Consider the following 24612-nt stretch of genomic DNA (forward strand, 5'->3'; position numbering starts at 1 on the left):
GGTTAACACTTAAGCAACCGATTCTATCCACAGTCCTGCCCTGACTATGTGTACCAGTTAAGGGGTTGTTTATGTTGTCTCGCTCTCTGCCGGTGAAAATCGCGCTGATTTCCGCTGCTGCGCTCGCGCTCGTTTTTGGCACCAGCAGTTTCATATTATCGCAGGGCACCAGTCACAGCCTCACCCGACAGACAGACGCGCTCCAGGCCGATGTGGCCGAAAAGGAAGCCAATACGGTCCGCAACCGGCTGGACCAGGCCGCCACCGTCGCCGATGACATCGCCGCCAGCGCGTTGGCCATCAAATCGACCGGCCTGACTGAGCGCAGCGCCCAGGACGCGCTTTTGAAGGCTCTCCTCGAAAAGCACCCCGACATTCTCGGCACCTATACGGCTTGGGAGCCCAATGCGTTGGACGGCAAGGACGCCCAGTTCGCCGGCACCCCCGGTCATGATGCCTCCGGCCGCTACGTCCCCTACTGGAACCGCGGCACCGGCAGCGTGATCCGTGAAATCCTGCTCGATTATGACAAGCCCGGCGCCGGCGATTATTATTTGCGCCCGAAAAACGAAGGCCGGGCCGTCGCCATGGAGCCATACGTCTATCCGATCGCCGGCAAGGACGTGCTGATGACCTCCTTCACGCGGCCGCTGACCATTGACGGCCAGTTCGTCGGCATTGCCGGGGTGGATGTCGATCTCGGCTCGATCAATACCGAACTCGGCGCCATCAAGCCCTTCGACACCGGCCTCGTGGCCCTGATCACCAAGGGCGGGCTGGTCGTCAGCTATCCGAACGCCAAGGCGGCGGGCAAGGCGATCAAGGATTTCGACGCCGGCACCGCCGAGGCCGCCGCAAAGGCCATAGCCGCCAACAAGGTGGTCAAGTTCGATGCCAAGGGGCCTGACGGCAAGCCCTGGCGCTATCTCGCCTCTCCTATCGCCGCCGCCGGTACGGCAGACACCTGGGCGGTGGTCGTGCAGGTGCCGGTCGCCACGCTCAACGCCCAGGTCGATCACAATAACCGCTTCATGCTGGGCATTTCGCTGCTGTGCATCCTCGTATCGGCCGCGCTCATCTTCTTTGTCCTCTATTCCCTGGTCGGCAAGCCACTCAACAGTCTGAAGGGCAGTTTCGACAAGATGGCCGGCGGCGACCATAATGCCGACGTGCCGGAAGCGAAGCGCATCGACGAAATCGGCCTGATCGGCAAGGCGGTTATGGCCTTCCGCGAGGGTCTGCGCACCAAGGCCCATGCCGAATCCGAAGCTGAAATTCAGCGTCAGGCCCAGGCCGAGCGCGAACGCCACCAGGCCATGAGCGCGCTTGCCGCCGAATTCGAGCGCTCGGTCGGTTCGATCGTCAAGGCGGTCGGGGAAGCCTCCGGCGAGATGAAGACCTCCGCCGAGGCGTTGAACGCCATCGCCTCGCGCACCTCCGGCCAGACCACCTCCATCGCCTCCGCCACCGAACAGGCCGCCACCAATGTCCGCACCGTGGCCGCCGCTTCGGAAGAACTGTCGAGCTCGATCCATGAGATCACCTCGAAGGCGCAGATGTCTTCCACCATCGCCCAGCAGGCGGTCGAACAGGCCAACCTCTCCGATGCCCGCATCCGCGATCTGGAGGCCGCCGCCGGCAAGGTCGGCGAAGTGGTCAATCTGATCCAGGCCATTGCCCAGCAGACCAACCTGCTGGCGCTCAACGCCACCATCGAGGCCGCCCGCGCCGGTGATGCCGGCAAGGGCTTCGCCGTGGTCGCCACCGAGGTGAAAACGCTGGCCGCCCAGACCGCCAAGGCGACCGAGGACATCAGCTCGCACATCGGCACCATTCAATCGGCCACCAGCGGCACGGTAGAGGCCATCCAGTCGATCCGCGCCACCATCGACGAGATGAACCAGATCGCCCAGGCCATCACGCTCAACATGGAACAGCAGGGCGCGGCCACGGCCGATATCGCCCGCAACGTCCACGAGGCGGCGCAAGGCACTGACGAGGTCGCCAGCCACGTTCATGCCATGGCCGAGGCCACGCAGGAAACCGGTCACGCCTCCAACCTGGCGCTGGATACGGCGTCTCGGCTGGTCGAGCAATCCGCCCAGATGCGCGAGCAGATCACGCAGTTCGTGGCGCAGGTCCGTGCCGGCTGATCAGCTATTGTGGAACAGGAGTTTGTCGATGCGGCGTTCGTCCATATCGACAATCTCGACCCTGAACCGGCCAAGCGTGACGATCTCGCCCTCCTTCGGGAAGCGCCCCAGCTTGTGCAGGATCAGGCCAGCCACCGTATGGAAACCGGCGCCGGTCTCGAAATCCTCACTGATGGCGTCGCCCAGCTCGACCAGATCGGCGCGGCCATCGACCAGGAAGGAACCGTCTTCGCGGCGGACGATCATCAGGCGGTCGTCGTCGTGGGTCTCGTTCAGATCGCCGGCGATCATTTCGAGCAGGTCGGTCGGCGTCAGCACACCCTCGAAGCCGCCATATTCATTGATCACAAAAGCCATGTGCAGGCGCGACTCCTTGAAGCGCTCCAGCGCCACCAGTAATGAGGTGGTCACCGGAATATAGATCGGTTCCTGCGTCATGGCGGCCAGGTCGAGCGGCTTGTCGGCCAGCAGGGCATCGGCAATATCGCGCTTGTGCGCCACGCCGACCGGCTCCTCCATATCCTGACCGCGCACCACGACAAAGCGCGAATAAGGGCAATCGCGGATCTGGCTGATGACATCGGCTTCATCGATCGACACGCGATAGACCTCGGTGCGCGGGGTCATGGCCACGCGCACGGTGCGATCCCCTAAGCGCATCACCTCGGTCATCATCTGCTTTTCGCCGGGCTCGATCAGGCCGGCGCCCATGCCTTCGGCCAGGGTGGTTTCGACCTCCTCCTGGGTGATGGCCTCGCCCTTTTCATCGCGGATGCCCATCAGTTTGAGCACCAGTGAGGTCGAGCCGGTCAAAAGGCTGACGAACGGCCCCAATATGACCGACATCAGGTTCAGCGGCCGCGCCACCACGCCGGCGATGCGTTCGGGGAACAGCATGGCCAGACGCTTGGGCACCAGCTCGCCTATGATCAGCGACAGATAGGTCAGGACGACGACGACGATACCGGTGGAGATGGCTTCCGAATACGGCGTCAGGAAGGGAATGGGGTTGATCAGCTTGTCGAGTTCGCCGGCCACGGTGGCCTGGCCATAGGCGCCGGCCAGGATGCCGATCAGGGTGATGCCCACCTGCACGGCCGACAGGAAGCGGTTGGGGTCATTGGCCAGCTTGAGCGCAACGGCTGAGCCCTTGTCGCCGCGTTCGGCACGGCTTTGCAATTTGGGACGTTTGGAGGAGACCACGGCCAGTTCGGACATGGAAAAGATGCCGTTCAGCACCACAAGGAGCAGGACAACAGCACCAGCAAAGAGCAGCATGTGAGGGAGAATCCGGACGAGACCTTATGCGGTCACGGATTCAGGCTAACGGGCTTAGCCTTTATTAGCAATGGACAGGGTTTGACAACTGCGTGATGGCAGGCAGGAAAGTTTTATCCGCAGATTACGCAGATTACGCAGATTTTTCAGCGTGAAACGGTTTGCTTTTGAGTGCAGGCATGGCCGCAAAAACTGGCGCTTCGCGCCGAAAACAATCGATCGGACGACACTGAACTGCACCAATAAAGCACTGAAAAATCTGCGTAATCTGAGTAATCTGCGGATCACTTCTTAAAGCTGACCAAGAGCGCTAAATGTCGATCAGTTCTAAGGCGGGCCGTGAAACGGAGGTCGCGGAATTTGCGCTGATTTCGCCGCCGTCTGCCTTTGCAAGGCCAGTTCGGCGCTGGCCGCCTCGAAAGCGTCGGTTAAATCGGTATAGGTAACTTTCTGCCAGGACGGCGGACTATTCAGGGGCGCCTCCGTCGCTTTTTCCGGCGTGACGGTGGTTTGCGAGCGAACCGGTGCCTGAGGTGCGGGCTTTGTGGCGTCTTGTGTGACCTTCCCGGCGGCTTCCCACCATGGCCCCAGATCACGGCGGCGTTCTTCGCCCCATTTCAGCGTATTGGCCAGAGAGACCTGCGCCTTGATCGCCGCCACCTCATGGGTGGCGCGTTCGGCGTCAACCTTACGCGGCTCCGGCTTCCGGCGCTCGGCGCGATCGCAGCGGCTATAAATGCGTTCGATCATGGCGGCGGTTCGCACAGCCTTCTCGACGCCCGGCATATCTTCGGGATCGTCCATAGCGGTGACCTTAAGCAGCATCCGGTCGGCAAAGGCGCGCAAGAGTTCGCGCCGTTCTTCCGGGGTCAGGTGTGTCTGTGCTGTACGGTCATCGAGGGACATCCGGATAGGATGCACCGGGAATTTGGGAGGGGGATAGATTTTTGGGGGGATGTGTTGATCAGACGTCTGAATTTGATGCAATTAATATAGCACCACTTCAATTATCGAGACTATCGAATCAATATTAGGTCCAGCAACAATGCTTAGCCTTTTTTCCGCTCCCACAAGGACAGCGATCATTTCGGCCCAACTTTGAACCGTCTTCTTTTTTTGGCCGGTCCTTTCGCAAGTTAGTATTGAAGTGGACCACTGCTGCTCCTTCAGTAAAGGAAAAGCCACTCATTATCATTCCAACGTCAGCGGGAGGAGATGCGCTTACTTCTGGGTCGCCCAAGCTCCGCAAAAGCTCGTGAGCTATCTGTCGCATAGCGACTGGGACAACATCCGCCATAGGGACACCTCTCCCATCGGGACCAACAGTTTCCCAACCTAATGAGTTGTTCCTTCGTAGGTTATGATATGCTTCGTCGATTACCGGGTCGACGTGCGCTCCCCCCTCTTTGTCTGTTAAGGTGAGTACTATATCACGCCGTGAGAACTCATTCTTTTGTTTGTCAGCAAATACTGTTCCGTTCCACCAGTCTTCAAAATCGATCCACCTTTTTATAGCCCCCCCGTCTAAATCTGGTATGGGCCTTGTTCCGTTTGGAAAGAAACCAAATGAAACAAGACCCGAATGGCCAGAGAGATTTTTATCGTTATATGGGTGAGCGGTGTCTAAAAACTTTCCGTTTTTCATATCCAGCGATTTTAAAACGGATGTCTGATTTTTCGTATCATTGACAAGAACTCGTGCAGCTTGTGCCATACGCACGCTCTCACGATGGTTCCCTCGATCAAAAGCTGCTGCTGAAGATCGCAGGAACTCCTTCTGGGTAGAGAGATGATCGAGGAAATCTTGCTGCGAAAGTGTATGATTTGCCATTACTTATAAATAGCCAATCATCTTAAGATTGCAAGGCACGTGAATACGAGGGCGATTACGATGACAGGATCTGAATTACGTCATCAGACTCAATGAAAGAAAATAAGAAACTCCACCACCACGCCTGCGGCGCGGTCCCCCTCCCCGACAAGTCGAGGAGGTATAAGGTTATGGTGAAAGGATTCCAGTGCGGGACGATGTTAGGCCATAGAAGTTAGTAACTACCGCAGGCGTTCGCCGTGGAAGGCGATGTGGTCATCGATAAAACTCTGGATGAAGTAGTAGCTGTGGTCGTAGCCTTCATGATAGCGCATGGTCAGCTTCTGGCCGGCGGTGGCGGCGGCCTGTTCCAGCAGGTCCGGCATCAGTTGCTTTTCCAGGAACGGATCGCTCAGGCCCTGATCGACGAGGATATCGTCGAACGGTGCGGCCATGCCTTTTGCCATCAGGAGGGCCGCGTCATGGCGCTCCCAGGTTTCATGGTCGTTGCCGAAATAGGCCGCGAAGGCCTTCTGCCCCCACGGCGCGCGGCTGGGCGACGCGATCGGTGAAAAGGCCGAAACAGACTTATAAAGATGCGGATGGTTCATGGCCAGGGTGAGCGCGCCATGGCCGCCCATCGAATGCCCCAGAATGCCGCGCCGTTTCGGATCGGCAGGGAAATTGGCCTCGATGGCGGCAATGAGATCCTGGGTGATATAGGTTTCCATCTGGAAGTTCGGCTTCCACGGCACTTGCGTGGCATCGACATAGAAGCCGGCGCCCTGCCCCAAGTCGCTGGCCTCGTCATCGGCCGCCTCCCCGCGCGGGCTGGTGTCCGGGGCCACGACGATCAGGCCCAATTCGGAAGCCTTGCGATAGGCGCCGGCCTTTTCGGTGAAGTTGTTGGCCGTGCAGGTCAGGCCCGACAGCCAGTAGAGTGTCGGGAACGGGGCGTCGGTGCGGACCTCGGCCACATCGGGCACGAAGACGCTGGCGCTCATGCTCGACTGCGTGGCGGCGCTGTCGTGACGGATGAAATAGAGGATGCCGTCGAAAATCCGATGTTGGGAGATAAATTCCACTGAAAACATTCCATGGTCCCTGTTCAGAATGAAGCAACCTCAGATGCGGAACCAATAGTCTGAGACGTCGGGTTTGTGTTGTCAGTTTGATTTACGCGAACAGAAATTCAAGTTTCGATAAAGGCCCCTCACCCGATCGCCTTCGCTATGCTCGGCTCTCGTCCTCTCCCCATTGTCATGGGGAGAGGGGAAAGAGGTACGATGCCCCCTTGTTATTATAGTTAGAACACCACCACGCTGCGGATGCTTTCGCCCTTGTGCATCAGGTCGAAGGCTTCGTTGATGCGTTCGAGCGGCAGGGTATGGGTGATCATCGGGTCGATCTCGATCTTGCCGTCCATGTACCAGTCAACGATCTTCGGCACATCGGTGCGGCCGCGCGCACCGCCAAAGGCCGAGCCCTTCCAGACGCGGCCAGTGACCAGTTGGAACGGACGGGTAGAGATTTCCTTGCCGGCCTCGGCCACGCCGATGATGATGCTTTCGCCCCAGCCGCGGTGGCAGGCTTCCAGCGCCTGGCGCATGACCGTGGTGTTGCCGGTGCAGTCGAAGGTATAATCGGCGCCGCCATCGGTCAGCTCGACCAGGTGCGCAACGATGTCGCCGTCGATTTCCTTGGGATTGACGAAATGGGTCATGCCGAAGCGCTCGCCCCACTCTTTCTTGATGTTATTGATATCGACCCCGACGATCTTGTCGGCGCCGACCATTTTCAGGCCCTGGATGACATTGAGGCCGATGCCGCCGAGACCGAAGACCACGGCATTGGCGCCGGGTTCGACCCCCGCCGTATTGACCACGGCGCCGACGCCGGTGGTCACGCCGCAGCCGATATAGCAGGCCTTGTCGAACGGGGCATCGTCGCGGATCTTCGCCAGGGCGATTTCCGGCAGGACGGTGTGGTTGGCGAAGGTGGAGCAGCCCATATAGTGATAGATCGGCTGGCCCTTGTAGGAAAAACGCGTGGTGCCGTCCGGCATCAAACCTTTCCCCTGAGTGCCGCGGATGGCGGTACACAGGTTGGTCTTGCGCGACAAGCAGGATTTGCACTGGCGGCATTCCGGCGTGTAGAGCGGAATGACGTGATCGCCCGGTTTCAGGGTGGTGACGCCCTCGCCGACTTCCAGCACGATGCCGGCGCCTTCATGGCCGAGGATGACCGGGAAGATGCCCTCCGAATCGAGACCATCGAGCGTGTAGGCATCGGTATGGCAGATGCCGGTGGCCTTGATCTCGACCAGGACTTCGCCGTAGCGCGGCCCTTCCAGGTCGACCTCGACGATCTCCAGCGGCTGGTTGGCGGCAAAGGCGACGGCGGCGCGGGTTTTCATAGTCGGGACTCCTTAAATTCAGTGCGCCTTTGTGCGAAGCTTTGCCGCCTTTGACAAGAGACGAATGCGTTACAAACCGGGAATTGTTGGAGGCGGGTGACCCTAGGAAAGCTCGCAAAGGCTTGCACACCTTAGGATAGCCATTTTTCGCAGGCGCGAGACAATCCTCAAAAGCGACGGTTAGAGTCCATTAACCAGAGTCGGGGTAAAACTCCTTTATGATTCAGATGGATGAGTATTGGAGTACCACATGACCATCAAGGCGCGCATTCTTGCCCTCGTTGCCTGTTTCGCCCTTATGGCGGCGGCCATTACCGGCCTCGGGCTGATGACGATCAATGATTACAACCACATGCTGCAAAGTGCCGACCGGGCGCAGGACAACGCCTATAATGGCGAACACCTCAACCGCCTGGTCACCGGCGTGGTCATGGACTCGCGCGGCGTCTACATGTCGAAGGACACAGCCGAAGCTTCCAAATTCGCCGATGGCGTCGACAAGCAACTGGACGATATCGACAGCCTGATGAAGTCCTGGAAAGCGGGCATGAAGGCGGGTGAACTGCCGGAATTCGCCGCGGTGGAAGCCAAAGCCAACGAATTCATCACCCTGCGCCGCGAACTGGCGCGCCTGGGGCGCGAAGCCACCCCGGCCGATGCCAGCGCGCTCGGCAATAACGATGCCAACCGCGAAAACCGCAAGGCCTTCCAGGCGACGATCGACGCCATGGTCAAGCACATCAAGAGCGATGTGACGGCTTCCAAGGCCGATATGGCCAAGTACAAGCAGACCCGCGTCTGGCAATTCCTGCTGATGGCCGCCACGGGCACCCTGCTTCTGGTCGCAGCTTCTCTGTGGGTCGCTATCAAGTCGATTTCCCGCCCGCTGCACCACGTTACCGAGAGCGTCATGCGCATTTCGGAAGGCGCCTACGATACCGCCGTGCCGGAAGCCAAGGGCCGCGATGAGATTTCCTCGCTGTGGCGCTCCATCCGCACCCTGCGTGACCGGGCCGCGGAAGGCGAGACCCTCAAGGCGCACCAGCAGGAAGAAGAAATGCGTATCGCCGAGAACATGCGCGACGAACGTAACCGCATCGCCAGCGAATTCGAGCAAAGCATGGGCGAACTGGCCCGCCGCTTCGCCGCCTCTTCGCGCACCGTCGCCGACTCGGCCAAGAGCCTGACCCACGCCGCCGATGATGCCGCCGCGCGCGTACAATCGGTCAATACCGCCGCCGTCGACGCCGCCAACAATGTCCAGAGCGTGGCGGCCGCCACCGAGGAACTGTCGGCCAGCGTCAATGAGATCAACGAGCAGGTCACCCGCACGTCGCAGGTCACCCGCACCGCCGTCGAGGAAGCCGCCAAGACGGAGGCCGCCATTCAGACGCTCAGCACGGCCGCCCAGCAGATCGGCGAGGTCATCAACCTGATCCAGGCCATCGCCGCCCAGACCAACCTGCTGGCGCTGAACGCCACTATCGAATCAGCGCGCGCCGGTGAGGCCGGCAAGGGCTTCGCGGTGGTTGCATCCGAGGTCAAGCAACTGGCCCAGCAGACGGCCAAGGCGACCGACGATATCCGCAACAAGATCGGCGAGATCCAGTCGGCGACCAATGAAACCGTGTCCAGCATCGATACCATCGTCAAGACCATCGAGCAGATCGGCGGCCTGACCACGGCCATCGCCGCCTCGGTCGAGCAGCAGGGCTATGCCACGCAGGAAATCGCCAGCAACACCAACCGCGCCGCCGATGGCACCCGCGAAGTCACCGGTCATATGGCGGGTGTCGGCGATGCCGCCAGCCAGACCGGCGAAGCGGCGCAGTCGCTTCTGGGCCTGTCCTCCGATCTCGAAACGCGCTCGGAAGACCTGCAGCACGAGGTCATGGCCTTTGTCGGCCGCCTGCGCGCGGCGTAAATAGCTGCTGAATAAAAGAAAAGCCCGGTCAGTTCCGCTGACCGGGCTTTTTCATGTCATATCGGGTTAAGGCTCCGCCGATAGCGGTAGCGTGAGATGACCAAGGACATCTGTGTCATCTGTGGATCAAAAAGGCGAACGTCTTCGCGCGCTCTAAGGTCGGCAAGAAGGGGTATCCACAGATGACACAGATATTCATGGTGACGACACGCTACCGCTATCGGCGGAGCCCGATTTCAGACGTGGAGCGCGGCATAAAACGCCTTCGCATAGCCCGCGATCCTATCGGCGCAATCGAGACCGTTGATGATGCGGCGGGCGTTCTTCCAGTCGGTCGTTTTGGCATTGAAATAGCGTGCCAGTCCGACGCCGCTGAACCAGCCGCCCATCATGCCTTCATAAAGGATGCGTGCAGCGATCTCCGGTTCCACGGCCCGTTCGGGATGGCTGAGCAGGTCGATGCCGATCAGATCGCCGATGCGCCGGTAATTATTGGCCCAGGTCAATTGCACATAGCCGCGCCCGCAATATTTGACGCCATCGCCGGGATGGGTATTGCCATTCGCTTTCGCCAGCGCCGCCCGCTTCGGATTGGGGCTCTGCGGATCGTACATATAGGTCAGGTAGACTGCCCCGCCCTGCTCGCTTACCGGCTGCATGGTAAAGCCGGTTTCATGGTACGCGGTCGCCAGGGCATAGGCCAGCCAGCGGATATCCTTCCCCGAATGGCGCGCCTCCCATTGATCGAGCAGATGATTGAGGCCGTCGACGCGCCCTTGCAGCAATTTGCCGGCAAAGAGCGAAGCGCGGACGTGGTCGAAGAAGGTCTTGCGCTCTGCAAACATAAAGGCTCCTGTAAAAGCCTTCAGTCTACGGGCGGCGTTTTAGCCGGTGAAAACTTGCTGTTCCGGTTTTCATGCGGGAGCGTTTTGTATGATTATTAGTCTTGACGAAACGACGGGCAAAGCTTAGCCGTGACGCAAATGATAACGTTGTCAGAAACGTTCGACGATTGGGAGAAGATCATGCGTCACCTTTTAAAAACGGCCCTTTTCGGCGTGGCCTCGGCCCTGGCACTCGCCACCGCCGTACAGGCCGCGCCTATTTCCACGCTGGATCGCAACGGCGCCTATGTGTCGATCGAGGCCTATGGCCCGAACATCGTCCATGTCACCATTGCCGTGGATAAGGCCGAGGTTTTGAAGGCCCCCGGCTACGGCATCCTGGCCGATCATGCCGATAACGGCGCCTTCAAACAGACCAGCGATACAAACGGCGATACCTTTACGTCGAACGGCCTGACCCTGCATGTCAATGCCGCACCGGCGCCGCATGTGCCGAGCCAGGGCGAAAAGTATTTCGCGCCGTCGCTGGCCCCGGTGGCCTTGCAAATCCAGAATATTAAGGGCGAGACCGTCCTTTCCATGAATAGCTGGGAAATGTCGCCGCATGAGGTCAATGGCGAGCAGACCTACCAGGTCGGTGCCGCCTTCGCCGCCCCGGAGGGCGAGCACTATTACGGCATGGGCCAGAACCAGGAATCGATGAGCGATCTCGATCTGCGCGGCCGCGTCATCGACTGCCAGCACTGGTATGATGCCCCCGCCGGCGAACAGGTCTGCGTGCCCTTCATGGTCTCCTCCAAGGGCTACGGCATTGTCTGGGATAATCCATCGGCCACCCGCTTTGTCGGCGGCGTCAATGGCAAGCTCGGCTTCCAGTCGAAGGTCGGCGAGCGCGTATCTTTCTTCGTCATCACCGGCTCGACGCCGGAAGAGATTTACTCCGGCTATGCCCGCCTGACCGGAAAGACGCCGATCCCGCCGAAGTCCGCCTTCGGCCTGATCCAGTCCAAGGCGCGCTATGACAGCCAGGGCGAAATCCTGCGCGTCGCCAATACCTACCGCGAGAAGCAGTATCCGCTCGATATCATGGTGCTCGACTGGTTCTACTGGACGCGCATGGGCCAGATGGACATCAATCCGGCCGAGTTCCCCGATCCCGACGCCATGAACAAGCAACTGCACGATATGGGAATGCAGTCGATCGTCTCGATCTGGCCGCGCTATGAAACCGCCGGCCGCTACTTCAATGAACTGGACCACAAGGGCTTCCTGCTCAAGGACAAGGACGGCAAAACGGTCGATGGCCTGCCGTTCCGCTCGGATCGCACCGGCGGGCTGATCGATTCCACCAATCCCGAGGCCCGCAAATGGTTCTGGGAACATGCCCGCGACAATATCCTCTCCCACGGCTTCGACTATCCGTGGCTCGACGAGACTGAGCCGGACCTGGTGCCGGACGGCAATTTCTTCTCCATCGGCTCCGGCGACCGATATCACAATGTCTTCCCGCTGCTGCACGTCGAGGGCGTGGCGCAGGGGATGCGCGAGTGGAAGCCGAACAAGCGCGTGCTGATCCTGTCGCGCGCCGCCTATCTCGGTTCGCAGCGCACCGGCGCGCTCTTCTGGTCGTCGGATATCAACCCGACCTGGGAAGCCCTGGCCCGCCAGATCCCGACCGGTCTGAACATGACGGCATCGGGCATCGCCTACTGGGGCAACGATATCGGCGGCTGGCAGTGGCTGCCGCAGACCACCAGCTTCACCGGCACGCCCCTGCTCGATCCGTCGGATGCGCGCGAAACGGTGGGCCAGAATAACGACTATCCGGAGTTGTTCACGCGCTGGTTCCAGTACGGCACCTTCCTGCCGACCCTGCGCCTGCACGGCGACCGCAAACACACCGAAATCTGGGCCTTCGGGAAAGAGGCCGAGGCCATCCTGGCCGATTACGATCGCTTACGTTACCGCCTGATCCCCTATCTATATTCTTCGGCCAAGACTACCTGGGACACCGGCGCCCCCTTCATGCGCGCCCTATGGATGGACTTCCCCAACGATCCGAACGTCGCCGATATCGGCACGCAGTACATGTTCGGTCCGGCATTCCTGGTGGCACCGGTAACGAAACAGGGCCAGACGGAAAAGGACGTGTACCTGCCGGCCGGCGCCGACTGGTACAATTACTGGACCAACGAACGCTTGCCCGGCGGCCAGTGGGTCAAGGTGGCCGCGCCGATCAACCAGATCCCGGTGTTCGTGAAAGCCGGCTCGATCGTGCCGGTGGGCTCGGACATCCAGTCGACCGCTACGAAGCAGTCGATCACCGCGCTGAAAGTGTATCCCGGCAAGGACGGGGAGTTTACGCTTTATGACGATGACGGCACATCGTATGACTATGAAAAGGGCAAGGGGGCAACGACCACCACCCTGCACTGGAACGATGCCACGCAAAGCCTGACCGCATCGGGCAATGACAAGGTGTTCGCCAAATCGGCGCCGTCGCTGGTGCAGATTATCGGAAAATAAGCAGGGTAAAGATATGCGAGTCCTCAATAGCTTAGTCTGTCTGGGTCTCGCCTGCCTGGCGGCCCCCGCATTGGCCCAGCCCACCCCGCCGGTTTCGGTCACCGGCGGGCAGATATCGGGCACGGATAATGGCGAGGTGCGCACCTGGTTCGGCGTGCCCTTTGCCGCCCCGCCAGTCGGGAGCTTACGCTGGCGGTCGCCGCAAGCCGTCGTGCCGTGGCAGGGCGTGAAAGAGACGACTGCGTTCTCCCCCGCCTGCCGCCAGACCGTGGCCTGGATCAGCAATCCGCAGAGCGAGGACTGCCTCTATCTCAATATCTGGGCGCCGGAAGACACCGAAAAGCTGCCGGTCATCGTCTGGATACATGGCGGTGGTTATTTCGGCGGCACCGGCGCACAGCCGCTCTATGATGGCACCCGCCTGACGGAAAAGGGCGTGATCGTCGTTACGATCAATTATCGCCTGGGGGTGTTTGGTTTCCTGGCCACGCCGGAACTTTCCGCAGAATCGCCAGACCACGCATCCGGCAATCAGGGCATAGAGGACCAGATCGCCGCGCTTCAATGGGTGAAGGCCAATATCGCGGCCTTTGGCGGTGATCCGGATCGTGTGACCATTATGGGGGAATCCGCCGGTGCCAATTCGGTGGCCGTGCTGGTCGCTTCACCGCTGGCCAAGGGTCTGTTCCAGCGCGCCATCGCCGAAAGCGGCAATTACAGTGTGCCTCTGGATGCCAGTGAGAACACCCGCGCCGACCGAAAAACGGCGGAGGCCGAAGGCGCCGCCTTCCTCAAGGCGCAGGGCGCGGCCGATATCGCCGATCTGCGCCAGATGGATGCCGATACGCTGATCCGGCAGACCTGGGCGCCGCGCGTCATCGTCGATGGAGATGTGCTGCGCGAGGATATGACCACGACTTATCGCCACCACCGGCAGAACGATGTACCGATCCTGGTCGGCTGGAATGCCGACGAAGGCAAAGACCTAGCGCCGGAAATTCTCGGCACCGGCGATTTCACCGCGGCCAACCACGAGGGATTGGTGGAAAAGTTGCTCGGCCATGCCCCGTCCGAGGCCCTGCTGGCGGCCTATCCGGGAACAACGGACGCGCAGGCCCGTGCCTCCATCATTCAATTGACTACCGACTCGTGGGGCTGGCGGATGTGGTACTGGACCTCGCTGCAAGCTCAAAATGGCAAGCAAAAGCCTTATCTCTATTATTTCGTCCATTCGCCAACCGAACCGGCAACGCCGTGCGGCTATGGCTGCCAGGCCGGCCATGGCGCGGAAATTCCGTTTGTGTTCAATCAACTGGATCAAGACCCGCGGCCGTGGAGCACCGGAGACCGGCAACTGGCCGACCGTCTGGCCAGCTACTGGACCAATTTTGCCAGAACCGGCAATCCGAACAGCACCGACCTGCCGGACTGGCAGGCGTTCGACGGCTCGGATACTTCCGTTTTCCGCATCGGCACCGACGACGAAATCAAACGCCGCGGCGCCCTGCCGGATTTCAGGCTCTTCGGGACACCATAATCATCCGCCTTGATAAAACCGTCATGACTGGCTGATATGCCCCAAAAGAAAAGTCACCAGGGGTAATGCCATGTCCATCGATCGTCGTCGCTTTCTGCTGTCCAGTGTTCTGGCTTCAGCCCTGGGCACCCTGCCCGCCTCCATCGCCCGCGCGCTCGATATTCCGGCCGATAGTCGCACCGGCACGATCATGGACGTGCAGCACGTCGTCATCCTGACGCAGGAAAACCGCGCTTTCGACCACTATTTCGGCACACTTTCGGGGGTGCGCGGCTTTTCCGACCGCTTCCCGATCCCGACGGTCAATGGCACGGTGTGGTCGCAGCCGGACGAGCATGACAAGAAGCACCTGATCGCGCCGTTCCGCTTCGATACGGTGCAGGATTTCAAATATATGCGCGCGGAAGGGACGCCGCATAACTTCGTCAATGCGCAGGACGCCTGGGACTTAGGCCGCCTCGATGCCTGGCCTTCCGCCAAGCATAACCACAGCCTGGGCTATTTTACCCGCGAGGATATCCCTTTCCAGTTCGCTCTGGCCGAAGCTTTTACCATCTGCGACGCCTATCACTGCGCCATCCACGCCGGCACCAATCCAAACCGTCTGTTCATCTGGACCGGCACCAATGACCCTTCCGGCACACATCACGGCCCGGCGATCGACAACGGCTATGACAACCTGAAATCCGATCCGCAGGGCCATGGCGGCTACGAATGGGTCACCTATCCCGAACGCCTGACCGCTTCCGGCATAAGCTGGCAGATATATCAGGACATGGATGACAATTTCACCGACAACCCCCTGGCCGGGTTCAAGCTCTACCGCATGGCCAACACGTCGAAATCCGCGCCTTTGATGGATCTGGCGGCGCGTAGTTTACGCACCCGCGCGCTCGACAAGCTGAAAGAGGACGTTCTGGCCGACACACTGCCGCAGGTGTCGTGGATCGTCGCCACCGAAGCCGGTTCCGAGCACCCCAGCCCGTCCTCGCCGGCGCAGGGGGCAGAATATACCGCCCAGGTGCTCGATGCCCTGACCGCCAACCCCGCCGTGTGGGCCAGGACCGTCTTCCTGATCAATTTCGATGAGAACGATGGCTATTTCGACCATGTGCCGCCCCCTTCGGTGCCGGCCAAGCTGGACGGCGTCAGCTATGGCGAGAGCCAGATCGACGCCACCGGCGAATACCACAACGACAAGGACTGGAAGGACCGCCCCTATGGCTTGGGGCCGCGCGTCCCGATGTATGTCATATCGCCGTGGAGCAAGGGTGGTTTCGTCAATTCGCAGGTCTTCGACCACACCTCGGTCATCCGCTTCCTGGAGACGCGCTTCGGCGTGCATGAGCCGAATATCAGCCCGTGGCGCCGTGCCGTCTGCGGCGACCTGACCACTTGCTTTGATTTCGCCTCCCCGAATACCGACGCCTTCTTCCAGGCCCTGCCGGAGACCACGGCCACGGCCGAGCGCGCCCGTAAACTGAGCGGCCAGCCGACGCCGAAACCGCCCGCCGAGATCACGCCGCCGGTGCAGGAAAAGGGCCAGCGCCCAACGCGCCCCCTGCCCTATGTTTTCGAGGCCAATGCCGCCACGAAACCCGGCTTTGTCGTCCTCGACCTGGCCAATCAGAGCCATGAGACGGCCGTGGTCTTCCATATCTATGATCGCCTGACGCCGGCCACGCCACCGCGCCGCTATACGGTCAAGGCCGGCGGGCAACTGACCGCCCTGATCCCGGCAGATGAGACCTACGATCTGTGGCTCTACGCGCCCAATGGCTTCCACCGTCGCTTTTCCGGCAAGACCGCACAATCTATCCCGGCGCAATGGCAGGGCAACAGCCTGACCCTGACCGGTGATGGCCCATTGATCATTCGTGATGAGGCCTATGGCCAGCCGGAAAAGACCATCACGCTTACGGCCGGTCAAGCGCAGACCCTGTCCGTCGACCTGACGAGCCAGTGGTATGATATCAGCGTCAGTGGTGAGGGTTTCAGCCATCGTTTCGCCGGCCATATCGAAACCGGCCAGCCGTCCCTGACCGATCCGTCGCTTGGCGGCCCGGCCGTGATGAAGCTTGTCTGACCATACTTGTTTATGGGGGCGAAACCGGCCAATAAGGCAGTATGAGCCTGATTGATCGCCTGAGCCGCATTCCCTACCTGCCCCTGCTTGCGGGGGTGATGGTTCTGCGATTGATCGCCGCCGGTTGCGCCGGGCTGGTGCCGGACGAGACCTATTACTGGCTGTGGGCACAGCATCCGGCCTTTGGTTATTATGATCATCCGCCGATGGTAGCGTGGTGGATCGGCGCGTTTACCGGGCTGTCGGATGCAGCGCTGTTCGTGCGGCTGCCGTTTGTGCTCAGTTTCGTGGTTCTGAACTGGCTGATCTACGACACTGGCCGAACGCTTTTCAGCGAGGGTGTCGCACGCCGCGCGCTGCTGTGGCTTAATGCCTGCCTGCTGCTGAGCATCGGTTCCGTCGTCGCCACACCCGATCCGCCCTCGGTGCTGATGTGGGGTTTCGGGCTTTGGGCACTGGGGAAACTCCAAGCGACGAACAAGGGTCACTGGTGGCTAGTGTTCGGTCTGTTCGCCGGGCTGGGCATCGAGGCCAAATATACCAACTTCTTCTTAGGCTTAGGCGTACTGGCGTGGTTCGTACTCGACAAGCCGGCACGGAAATGGCTGCTGACGCCGTGGCCGTGGCTTGGCGGTGGTGTCGCCCTGACGGCCATGGCGCCGAACCTGGTCTGGAATGCGCAGCATCACTGGATCACCTTCGCCAAACAGTTCGGCCGCATCGAAGGCGCGCACCTGACGGCGCAATACCTGCTGGAATTCCTGATTTCGCAGCCCCTGCTGCTCAATCCGCTGGTCTTTGTGTTTGTTGTTCTGGGCGTGAAGGCGTGGCGAAAACAGCGCGATAACTCGCCGCTTACCCTGCTGGTCGCCCTGCCCCTGCCACTGATTGCCTATATGCTGGTCCATGTCTTCCACGACCGCATCCAGGGCAACTGGCCGGCGCCGATCTTTCCCGGACTGGTCCTGCTGGCGGCTATCGGCGCCGAAGGTGGCCGGTTCGGCTGGGCACGCAAGTGGCCCGCGCCGCTGGGGGTTGGCGTAAGCGTGATCGCTTTGCTGCTTATGGCCTTAAGCCCCGTCCTGCCGCAGCAAAGTGGCACCGCCGGTCTGGGTTTGGGATGGGAAAAGCTTACCTATGCCATTCATGATAAAGTCTCCGAAACCGATAGCAAATGGATCGCCACAACCGATTACAACACCCAGGGTGAACTCAGCCTGCATATGCCGGACACCTCAATCATCGGCATGGCCGAGCGCGACCGGTACAACTGGCCCGCCTCGCCGGCCATGGGTAAAAAAGCCCTGATCGTAGTCAATGCCAGCCATACGCCCAATCTCACCAGATGCTTCACCGACCTGCGCAATGTCGGCACGGTTTCGCGCCTGAAAAAGCCCGGCAGGAAGTCGGATTTCCAACTCTATACCGGGCTTTTAAAATCCGCCGATTGTGACGTGAATAGTTTGGATTAGTAGATTTAGCCACAGATGTCACAGATGGGCACAGATGTTTATGTTCATCACTAAGGTTTTTGGGCAAATCTGATTCTTGGGCGCGAAGCGTCATCTGTGCCCATCTGTGACATCTGTGGCTAAAAATCTTCCTTAAACCAGCGTCGCTTCAAGCGTGATCGGCACTGAAGACAGCGCCTTCGAGACCGGGCAATTGGCCTTGGCGCCGGCGGCGATGGCGTCGAATTGTTCCCTGGAAATGCCCGGAATTTTCGCTGTCAGTTTCAGCGTGATGCCGGTGATGGCGAAGCCGCCTTCGACCGGATCGAGCTTGACCGCCGCTTCCGTATCGATGCTGTCGGCCGTAAAGCCCGCCGCGCCCAAAGCAAACGCCAGAGCCATGGAGAAGCAGCCGGAATGGGCCGCGGCGATCAGTTCTTCCGGATTGGTGCCGGCCTGGCCGTCGGCGTTTTCAAACCGTAGCTTGAAGCTGTAGGGCTGGCTGTTCAGCACCTTACTCTGCGTAGTCAAGCTGCCTTCGCCCTGCTGGCCATTGCCAGTCCAGTGGGCCTGTGCGGTACGGATCATGCGGAACTCTCCTTTGCGGTGAAATACGCCTCTTCTTACGCCCGCTTATAAGACAACTCAATGAAGGGCGGACGCTTTTCCTTTGTCGAAATCGGCGGCAGCGCCTATGAAGGCGGCAAAGATGGGGAGACGGACCATGTCATCGGAAACCACGCCTGCAAAAGGCGGATCATTCACACTGTTTTTGCTGATCATCGTCTATGCGCTGAACTTCCTCGACCGGCAGATTCTGAGCATCCTGAAAGAACCGATCGCCGCCGAACTGCACCTCAATGACGCCCAGTTGGGCTGGATGGGCGGCCTGGCGTTTGGCCTGCTTTACAGCGTGCTGGCCATTCCCGTCGCCTGGCTGGCGGATCGCTGGTCCCGCGTCTGGATCATGACCGCCTCCCTGGCCATCTGGTCAGGCTTTACGGCGGTGTGCGGACTGGCCATGACCTTCCCGCAAATCTTCCTGGCGCGCATGGGGGTTGGCGTCGGCGAGGCCGGTGGCGTTCCGCCCGCCTACAGCCTGATCGCCGACCTCTACCCGCCAAAACAGCGCGCCCGCGCCCTGTCGGTCTATTCCCTGGCCATTCCCATCGGCAGCGCCGCCGGCATCCTCTTCGGTGGTCTGATGGCCGCGGCGGTCAACTGGCGCTGGGCCTTTCTGGTGATCGGCGGGATCGGCGTCCTGATGGCGCCCCTGTTTCGTCTGCTGGTCAGGGACCCGGCGCGCGGGCAATTCGACAAGGCGCCCGCCGCCCCCTTGCCGTTCGGCAATGTGACCGGCCTGGCCTTTGGCAAGCCCAGCTTCTGGCTGATGGCGTTTGGTGCGTCCTTCGCCTCGCTGGTCGGTTACGGCTTTCTCTACTGGTTCCCGACCTTCCTGGCGCGCTCTCTTCACATGGATATTGTCAGCCGGTCGGAACTGTTCGCCAGCGCCTTCCTGATCAGCGGCATCGTCGGCATTCTGGGGGGCGGCATACTGGGGGATTGGCTCGGCCCTGACCGCAAGGGTGCCTATCCGCTGATCCCGGCGATCGCCTTCGTGCTGTCGGCGCCGCTCTATGCCCTGTGCGTTATGGCGAAAACGCCGCATGAGGCGTTCTTCCTGATCCTCATACCGCAGGCGCTGGGCCTGATGTGGTTCGGACCGCTGGTAAACGCCATACAGCACCTGGGACCAGCCTCCGCGCGTGCCCAGATGGCGGCCTTGTTCCTGCTGATCACCAACCTGATCGGCCTCAGCGCCGGCCCCTATTTCTTCGGCAAGGTGTCGGATTTGCTCAAACCGGAATATGGCGCCGACTCGATCAAATGGGCCTTCGTGATCGGTCTGGGCTTCTATCTGGTAGCGGCGGTCTTGCTGTTTTTCGCGTCCAAAACCATCCGAAAGGACTGGGTGGAGTAAGCTGACACCTTACAAAAAAGCCCTCCGGTCGGGGACACCGGAGGGCTCATAACAGGATCAAGTCTGTATAAACTACTGCTTGATCCTGGATATCTTGGTGCCTTCAATGGAAACACCGGCCATCAGGCCCTTCTGGTCGAAGATGAAGGCATAGGCGTCGTCCTTCAGGGTCGAGGTTGAGAGATTGCGGGCCACGCCCTCATCCACCACCACCACGGTGGGGCCGACGCCAATTTCCAGACCTGAACTGTCCTTGAGATATTTTACGGCACTGTCGGTCATCAGGAAAACCGCATAGCCGTAGGATTGCGCCCCGGCCTGAAGCCCCCACGAACCGGAGAAGGAATTGTAGTAATCCGCCACGCCGCCGTTCATCAGCAGTTCGCCTTCACCATAGGCGCCACCGAACACCAGGCCGGCCTTGACGATGCTGGGGAAGATCAGGATGGCCTTGGCTTTGGAGCCGATCAGCTTGGCGGTGGGATTGCCGGCATAGAGCGAATTCAGGGCGGCCTGGGAATCGGCGTTGATATCAGCCTTGGTGGCCGCTTCGGCGGCCTGCGGCAGTACGGCAGGCACCAGGGCCGTCGTGGTCAGCGCCAGGGCCAGGGCAAAACCGCCGGCTTTGAAGGTGGGGAATTTGAACATGCGGATACCTCATAGGGTCAAATGCGATTTCCTTTCTCTATCGCCGGGGTGATGAGGCTTTCCATGCGTAGGGTCAGAGCAAAAAATCAGGATCATGTAAGCTATGGGTAAGACACCACACACTTGACATATGATGTATTATGTTTGAAGAGTGGCGCATAAAACAAGACACACAGTCCCGTGGGAGTGGATAATGCCAGTCGATCGCCGCCTAAGCCTTGTTGCCTTAATGGCCCTCGCCGCCCTGCCGGTGCAGGCCCAGACGCGCTGGGAACATCCGCGCATTGAAGTCCACGTTTCCCCCACAGGCGATGACAGCGGCGATGGCTCAGTGGCGCATCCGTTCAAGACCCTGCCCCGCGCCCAGGCCGCCGTGCGCCAGCTCAACACCACGGGTGATGTGACCATCATCCTGGCCGACGGCACCTATCCGCTCACCGCGCCGCTGGTCTTCGCCCAGGCCGATGGCGGCCAGAAGGGCTTTACCGTCACCTGGCAGGCCGCCCCGCAGTCGCGCCCGGTCCTGTCCGGCGGCGTACCCGTCACCGGCTGGCGCGTCCATGACGCCAAAAAGCATATCTATGTCGCCGATGTGCCCAAGGGTACGGACAGCCGCCAGCTCTGGGTCAATGACGCCCTGGCCGAACGCGCCCAGATCGAACTGCCGCGCGAGGCCGTCACCTTCACCGAAACCGGCATGGTGCTGAAGGATAAAAGCTGGTCATGGCTGGCCGGTCTGCCCGATCAGCACCGTATCGAAATCGAGAGCCAGGGCTTCTTCACCTCGCGCTTCTCGCCGGTGCAAGCCATCAGCGGCAACACGCTCACCATGCAGCAGCCGGCCTGGGCCAACAATATCTGGGGCTATGACAGCATCCCCTACCCGTTCCACCCCGAATGGTCGCACCTCTATCTGCAAAACAGCCTGGCCTTCCTGACGAACGCCAACCAGTGGTATCTCGATCCGACCGCCGGCAAGCTCTATTACAAACCGGCCGATGGCGTGGATATGAAACAGGCGAAGGTCGTCCTGCCGCGGCTGGAGGTGCTGGTCAGCGCCGCCGGCACGCCCGAAGCCCCGGTCACCGACCTGAAATTTTCCGGCCTGCAATTCTCCTACAGCTCGTGGATGGGCCCGTCCTCAGCTGAAGGCTTCGCCAGCCAGCAGAGCGGTTCCTTCCTGACCGGTCGGGCTACCGCCTATCCGAAGAACGTGCTGGAGGTCTGCAAGACCGGCTGCCCGGAATTCGAGACTGTGCGCGACAAATGGCACCAGACGCCGGCGGCGGTTCAGTTCGCCGCCGCCCAGCATATCGTGCTCGATGGCAATGTCTTCGCCCATCTTGGCCAGTATGCGCTCGGCATCGGCAATGACGCCAATGCCAACCTCACCGGTCAGGGCCTGGCCACGGCCGATATCGTCGTGTCGCGCAATGTCTTCACCGATCTGGCTGGCGGCGCCATCTCCTCCGGCGGGGTGCTGCCGGACGCGCATCACCCGTCAAACGGCAATCTGACCAATCGGCAACTGGTCGTCGAGAACAACCTGATCCAGAATGTCAGCCAGGATTACAAGGACAATTCCGCAATCCTTTCCACCTACGTGTGGAATACGGTCATCATTCATAACGATATTTCTGGCGCGCCCTATGACGCCATCGATGTCGGCTATGGCTGGGGCTATGTCGATGCCGGCGGCAATCCGAACTATCGCACCCGCCAGCGCGGCTATGAGGCCGTGGCCCAGGGCGGCGGCGGCCAGCCGATCTATGAGACCCCGACCACGCACAGAGATGTCTTTGTCGGCTTCAACCGCGTCTACAAGGTCAAGCAGTTGTTTAATGACGGCGGCGCCATCTACAATCTCGGCGCCTGCCCGGACTGCGTCTTCGCCGAAAACCATGTCTTCGATATCGGCGACAGGATCGCGCTCTATTTCGACGAAGGCTCGCGCGGTATCCTCGCACGCAACAATGTGGTGGAGGACGCCGACGTCTGGCTGAATATCAATACCGCCCGCTCTGCCCTGCCCCTGCGCACCTCGGTCAATAATACCGCGCGCGGCAACTGGCACAATACCACCAAGACCGGCGGCATCTGGACGGCCTATCAGGAAGACCTGATCCTCGATGACCATCTTATCACGGACGGTCAGTGGCCCGATGAGGCGAAGCAGGTCATGGCCAATGCCGGCATCATGCGAGAGGCCGGCCCTGTTGAGTTCGGCGCCGTGAAACCGCTGGCGCGTGCTGTCGGGCTACCCAAGCCAAATGGGTCTCCGGTCGCTGAAAAGACGCGCAAGGAATGATCCGGCGCGCACTTCTGACCGGCGCGGCGGCGCTGTTTGCACTCCCGGCTTTTGCCGCGCACGGCATTTTCGATGTGCGCGATTTCGGCGCGCGCGGCGATGGCGTCACGCTCGACAGCCCGGCAATCAAAAAAGCCATTGCCGCCGCGCGTAAGGCCGGAGGCGGTACGGTGCTTTTGCCTGCCGGGCATTATCTCAGCTTTTCGCTGCGCCTGTTTGATAATATTACGCTTTTGCTCGCCGAAGGCTGCGTGCTGGAGGCTGCCAACCCGGCGATTCACAAGGGCGGCTATGATTTCGCCGAGGCGGACCTGCCGGAGCAGTTCCAGGATTTCGGCATCACGCAGTTCCATTGCAGCCTGATCTATGCCGACGGCGCCGATCATGTTTCGGTCATCGGGCGCGGGATGATTTTCGGCAAGGGCTTGCGGCGTGAAGATCCCGGCGCGCGCTGGCATGGCGTCACCGGCTGGATCGCACCACGCATCGCCGATCCGAAGGAAGTTGCCATGCTGGGCCAGGGCATCCGCGCCATCGGCTTCAGGAATTGCCGCAATGTGTTGGTCCGTGATGTCACCATCCTGCAGGGCGGACATTTCGCCTGTCATCTGCTCGGCTGCACCAATGCCACGATCGATAATATCACCGTCGACACCAACCGCGACGGCATTGATATCGACTGCTGCCGCGATGTGCGGGTGACCAACTGCCGGGTCAATGCGCCGCATGATGATGGCATCGTTGTCAAGTCGAGCTATGCGCTGGGCCATAAGGTGGTTTGTGAGAATATCAGCATAACTGATTGCCAGACATCAGGTTTCGAAACAGGCTCTGTGATCGATGGCAGCTACCGCCTGTCGGATTATCGCTCGGTCGATGATATGGGCGTGCTCGGCCGCATCAAGCTTGGCACCGAGAGTAATGGCGGCTTCCGCAATATCCTCATCAGCGATTGCGCTTGTGAAAACACGCGCGGCATTCTGATCGGCGTGGTCGATGGCGGCGTTCTGGAAGATGTCGTCGTTTCGAACATAATCTTACGCAATCCGGTTAATCATCCGCTATTCATCCGTCAGGCGGCGCGTCTGCGGGCGCCGGAAGGCACGACGGTCGGCGCCTGCCGGCGGGTGCGGTTCGACAATATCCAGGTTTCCGGCGCCGATGGCCGCTATCCGTGCGGTGTGCAGGGCATTCCCGATGCGCCGGTCATGGATGTCAGTTTCTCGGATGTGCATGTCGTCAGTTCGGGCGGCGGCACGGCGGAAGACGCGGCCCGGACACCGAAGGAAAAGCGCGAGGCCAGCCTGGAGGTCAGTTTTATGGGCACCCTGCCCGCCTATAGTTTCTACGGGCGAAATGTGCGGGGCTTAAGCATAAGGGACTGCACCTTCGACGTTGAGACACCCGACGCCCGCCCGGCGATTGTTCTGGATGATGTCAAAGGCGGCCGGATTGAGGGCTTTGGCGCAGGTTCCGTTGTTCAAAAGAATAGCTCGGAAATCATTCTCCTCCCCTGATTTATCGGGGGAGGTGTCGCGGCTTGTCCGCGACGGAGGGGGTGAACGGACGGTGGAATCGCCCCCTCCGTCTCGACGCGCTGCGCTTGCTCGACACCTCCCCCGCTTCGCCAAAGAGGCTTGCAAGGGAGG

Annotated in this window: 17 protein-coding genes; 9 read left to right on the forward strand and 8 right to left on the reverse strand. The window is 60.5% G+C overall.

The window, feature by feature from the left end; genetic code table 11:
• The first annotated feature begins 71 nt into the window (after window positions 1-71).
• Window positions 72-2153, forward strand: coding sequence for a methyl-accepting chemotaxis protein (locus ACTHND_RS14120; RefSeq protein ID WP_440178588.1), 2082 nt, complete (start codon window positions 72-74; stop codon window positions 2151-2153).
• On the opposite strand, the gene ACTHND_RS14125 is transcribed toward ACTHND_RS14120, so the two are convergent.
• From ACTHND_RS14125 to ACTHND_RS14145, 5 genes are all read right to left on the reverse strand, one after another.
• Window positions 2154-3431 (reverse strand): hemolysin family protein, encoded by a 1278-nt coding sequence (locus tag ACTHND_RS14125; RefSeq protein ID WP_440178589.1) that lies wholly within the window; start codon window positions 3429-3431, stop codon window positions 2154-2156.
• A 327-nt stretch (window positions 3432-3758) separates the two neighbouring features.
• On the reverse strand, window positions 3759-4337 hold the full coding sequence (locus tag ACTHND_RS14130) for a hypothetical protein (RefSeq protein WP_440178590.1): 579 nt from the start codon (window positions 4335-4337) through the stop codon (window positions 3759-3761).
• 124 nt (window positions 4338-4461) lie between these two features.
• Window positions 4462-5262: an SEC-C metal-binding domain-containing protein gene (locus ACTHND_RS14135; protein WP_440178591.1), complete on the reverse strand. Its 801-nt coding sequence runs from the start codon at window positions 5260-5262 to the stop codon at window positions 4462-4464.
• 221 nt (window positions 5263-5483) lie between these two features.
• The gene (gene fghA, locus ACTHND_RS14140) at window positions 5484-6335 is read right to left on the reverse strand and encodes an S-formylglutathione hydrolase (RefSeq protein WP_440178592.1); all 852 of its coding nucleotides are present in this window, start codon (window positions 6333-6335) and stop codon (window positions 5484-5486) included.
• Between the two features lie 212 nt (window positions 6336-6547).
• Window positions 6548-7657 (reverse strand): S-(hydroxymethyl)glutathione dehydrogenase/class III alcohol dehydrogenase, encoded by a 1110-nt coding sequence (locus ACTHND_RS14145; protein WP_440178593.1) that lies wholly within the window; start codon window positions 7655-7657, stop codon window positions 6548-6550.
• Window positions 7658-7907: 250 nt separating this feature from the next.
• On the opposite strand from ACTHND_RS14145, the gene ACTHND_RS14150 reads away from it, so the two are divergent.
• Window positions 7908-9581 carry a methyl-accepting chemotaxis protein gene (locus ACTHND_RS14150; protein ID WP_440178594.1) on the forward strand — a complete coding sequence of 558 codons (1674 nt, stop codon included), beginning with the start codon at window positions 7908-7910 and terminating at the stop codon, window positions 9579-9581.
• Between the two features lie 236 nt (window positions 9582-9817).
• On the opposite strand, the gene ACTHND_RS14155 is transcribed toward ACTHND_RS14150, so the two are convergent.
• Entirely contained in the window at window positions 9818-10426 is a 609-nt protein-coding gene (locus tag ACTHND_RS14155; RefSeq protein WP_440178595.1) for a glycoside hydrolase family 19 protein, read from the reverse strand.
• Between the two features lie 180 nt (window positions 10427-10606).
• Here ACTHND_RS14155 and ACTHND_RS14160 point away from each other — a divergent pair, with 180 nt between their 5' ends.
• The 4 genes from ACTHND_RS14160 to ACTHND_RS14175 all read left to right on the forward strand — a co-directional run bounded on the left by ACTHND_RS14160 (window position 10607) and on the right by ACTHND_RS14175 (window position 18047).
• Entirely contained in the window at window positions 10607-12952 is a 2346-nt protein-coding gene (locus ACTHND_RS14160; RefSeq protein ID WP_440178596.1) for a glycoside hydrolase family 31 protein, read from the forward strand.
• A gap of 13 nt (window positions 12953-12965) precedes the next feature.
• Window positions 12966-14489: a carboxylesterase/lipase family protein gene (locus ACTHND_RS14165; protein ID WP_440178597.1), complete on the forward strand. Its 1524-nt coding sequence runs from the start codon at window positions 12966-12968 to the stop codon at window positions 14487-14489.
• Between the two features lie 70 nt (window positions 14490-14559).
• Entirely contained in the window at window positions 14560-16575 is a 2016-nt protein-coding gene (locus ACTHND_RS14170; protein WP_440178598.1) for a phosphocholine-specific phospholipase C, read from the forward strand.
• A gap of 41 nt (window positions 16576-16616) precedes the next feature.
• On the forward strand, window positions 16617-18047 hold the full coding sequence (locus ACTHND_RS14175) for an ArnT family glycosyltransferase (protein ID WP_440178599.1): 1431 nt from the start codon (window positions 16617-16619) through the stop codon (window positions 18045-18047).
• Window positions 18048-18179: 132 nt separating this feature from the next.
• Here ACTHND_RS14175 and ACTHND_RS14180 read toward each other — a convergent pair whose 3' ends face one another.
• Complete coding sequence (locus tag ACTHND_RS14180) at window positions 18180-18614, reverse strand: OsmC family protein (protein WP_440178600.1); 435 nt, start codon at window positions 18612-18614, stop codon at window positions 18180-18182.
• A 136-nt stretch (window positions 18615-18750) separates the two neighbouring features.
• On the opposite strand from ACTHND_RS14180, the gene ACTHND_RS14185 reads away from it, so the two are divergent.
• Window positions 18751-20007, forward strand: a complete 1257-nt coding sequence (locus ACTHND_RS14185) for a spinster family MFS transporter (protein WP_440178601.1) — start codon at window positions 18751-18753, stop codon at window positions 20005-20007.
• 72 nt (window positions 20008-20079) lie between these two features.
• Here the strand turns inward: ACTHND_RS14185 and ACTHND_RS14190 are convergent, their stop codons facing one another.
• Window positions 20080-20655 (reverse strand): YSC84-related protein, encoded by a 576-nt coding sequence (locus ACTHND_RS14190; RefSeq protein WP_440178602.1) that lies wholly within the window; start codon window positions 20653-20655, stop codon window positions 20080-20082.
• A 193-nt stretch (window positions 20656-20848) separates the two neighbouring features.
• Between ACTHND_RS14190 and ACTHND_RS14195 the strand changes: the two genes are divergently transcribed.
• Entirely contained in the window at window positions 20849-22963 is a 2115-nt protein-coding gene (locus tag ACTHND_RS14195) for a right-handed parallel beta-helix repeat-containing protein (protein ID WP_440178603.1), read from the forward strand.
• Window positions 22960-24480, forward strand: a complete 1521-nt coding sequence (locus ACTHND_RS14200) for a rhamnogalacturonidase (protein ID WP_440178604.1) — start codon at window positions 22960-22962, stop codon at window positions 24478-24480. The genes ACTHND_RS14195 and ACTHND_RS14200 overlap by 4 nt, the downstream gene beginning before the upstream one ends.
• The last annotated feature ends 132 nt before the right edge of the window (window positions 24481-24612 follow it).

It is taken from the genome of Asticcacaulis sp., assembly GCF_051954415.1.
Classification (GTDB): domain Bacteria; phylum Pseudomonadota; class Alphaproteobacteria; order Caulobacterales; family Caulobacteraceae; genus Asticcacaulis.

Bases quoted from the DNA above. Each gene is read 5' to 3' on its own strand.
- ACTHND_RS14160 (WP_440178596.1), top strand. From the start codon at position 10,607: ATGCGTCACCTTTTAAAAACGGCCCTTTTCGGCGTGGCCTCGGCCCTG.
- ACTHND_RS14150 (WP_440178594.1), top strand. From the start codon at position 7,908: ATGACCATCAAGGCGCGCATTCTTGCCCTCGTTGCCTGTTTCGCCCTT.
- ACTHND_RS14120 (WP_440178588.1), top strand. From the start codon at position 72: ATGTTGTCTCGCTCTCTGCCGGTGAAAATCGCGCTGATTTCCGCTGCT.
- ACTHND_RS14180 (WP_440178600.1), bottom strand. From the start codon at position 18,614: ATGATCCGTACCGCACAGGCCCACTGGACTGGCAATGGCCAGCAGGGC.
- ACTHND_RS14130 (WP_440178590.1), bottom strand. From the start codon at position 4,337: ATGTCCCTCGATGACCGTACAGCACAGACACACCTGACCCCGGAAGAA.
- ACTHND_RS14125 (WP_440178589.1), bottom strand. From the start codon at position 3,431: ATGCTGCTCTTTGCTGGTGCTGTTGTCCTGCTCCTTGTGGTGCTGAAC.
- ACTHND_RS14165 (WP_440178597.1), top strand. From the start codon at position 12,966: ATGCGAGTCCTCAATAGCTTAGTCTGTCTGGGTCTCGCCTGCCTGGCG.
- ACTHND_RS14145 (WP_440178593.1), bottom strand. From the start codon at position 7,657: ATGAAAACCCGCGCCGCCGTCGCCTTTGCCGCCAACCAGCCGCTGGAG.
- ACTHND_RS14175 (WP_440178599.1), top strand. From the start codon at position 16,617: ATGAGCCTGATTGATCGCCTGAGCCGCATTCCCTACCTGCCCCTGCTT.
- fghA (WP_440178592.1), bottom strand. From the start codon at position 6,335: ATGTTTTCAGTGGAATTTATCTCCCAACATCGGATTTTCGACGGCATC.
- ACTHND_RS14170 (WP_440178598.1), top strand. From the start codon at position 14,560: ATGTCCATCGATCGTCGTCGCTTTCTGCTGTCCAGTGTTCTGGCTTCA.
- ACTHND_RS14185 (WP_440178601.1), top strand. From the start codon at position 18,751: ATGTCATCGGAAACCACGCCTGCAAAAGGCGGATCATTCACACTGTTT.
- ACTHND_RS14190 (WP_440178602.1), bottom strand. From the start codon at position 20,655: ATGTTCAAATTCCCCACCTTCAAAGCCGGCGGTTTTGCCCTGGCCCTG.
- ACTHND_RS14135 (WP_440178591.1), bottom strand. From the start codon at position 5,262: ATGGCAAATCATACACTTTCGCAGCAAGATTTCCTCGATCATCTCTCT.
- ACTHND_RS14200 (WP_440178604.1), top strand. From the start codon at position 22,960: ATGATCCGGCGCGCACTTCTGACCGGCGCGGCGGCGCTGTTTGCACTC.
- ACTHND_RS14195 (WP_440178603.1), top strand. From the start codon at position 20,849: ATGCCAGTCGATCGCCGCCTAAGCCTTGTTGCCTTAATGGCCCTCGCC.
- ACTHND_RS14155 (WP_440178595.1), bottom strand. From the start codon at position 10,426: ATGTTTGCAGAGCGCAAGACCTTCTTCGACCACGTCCGCGCTTCGCTC.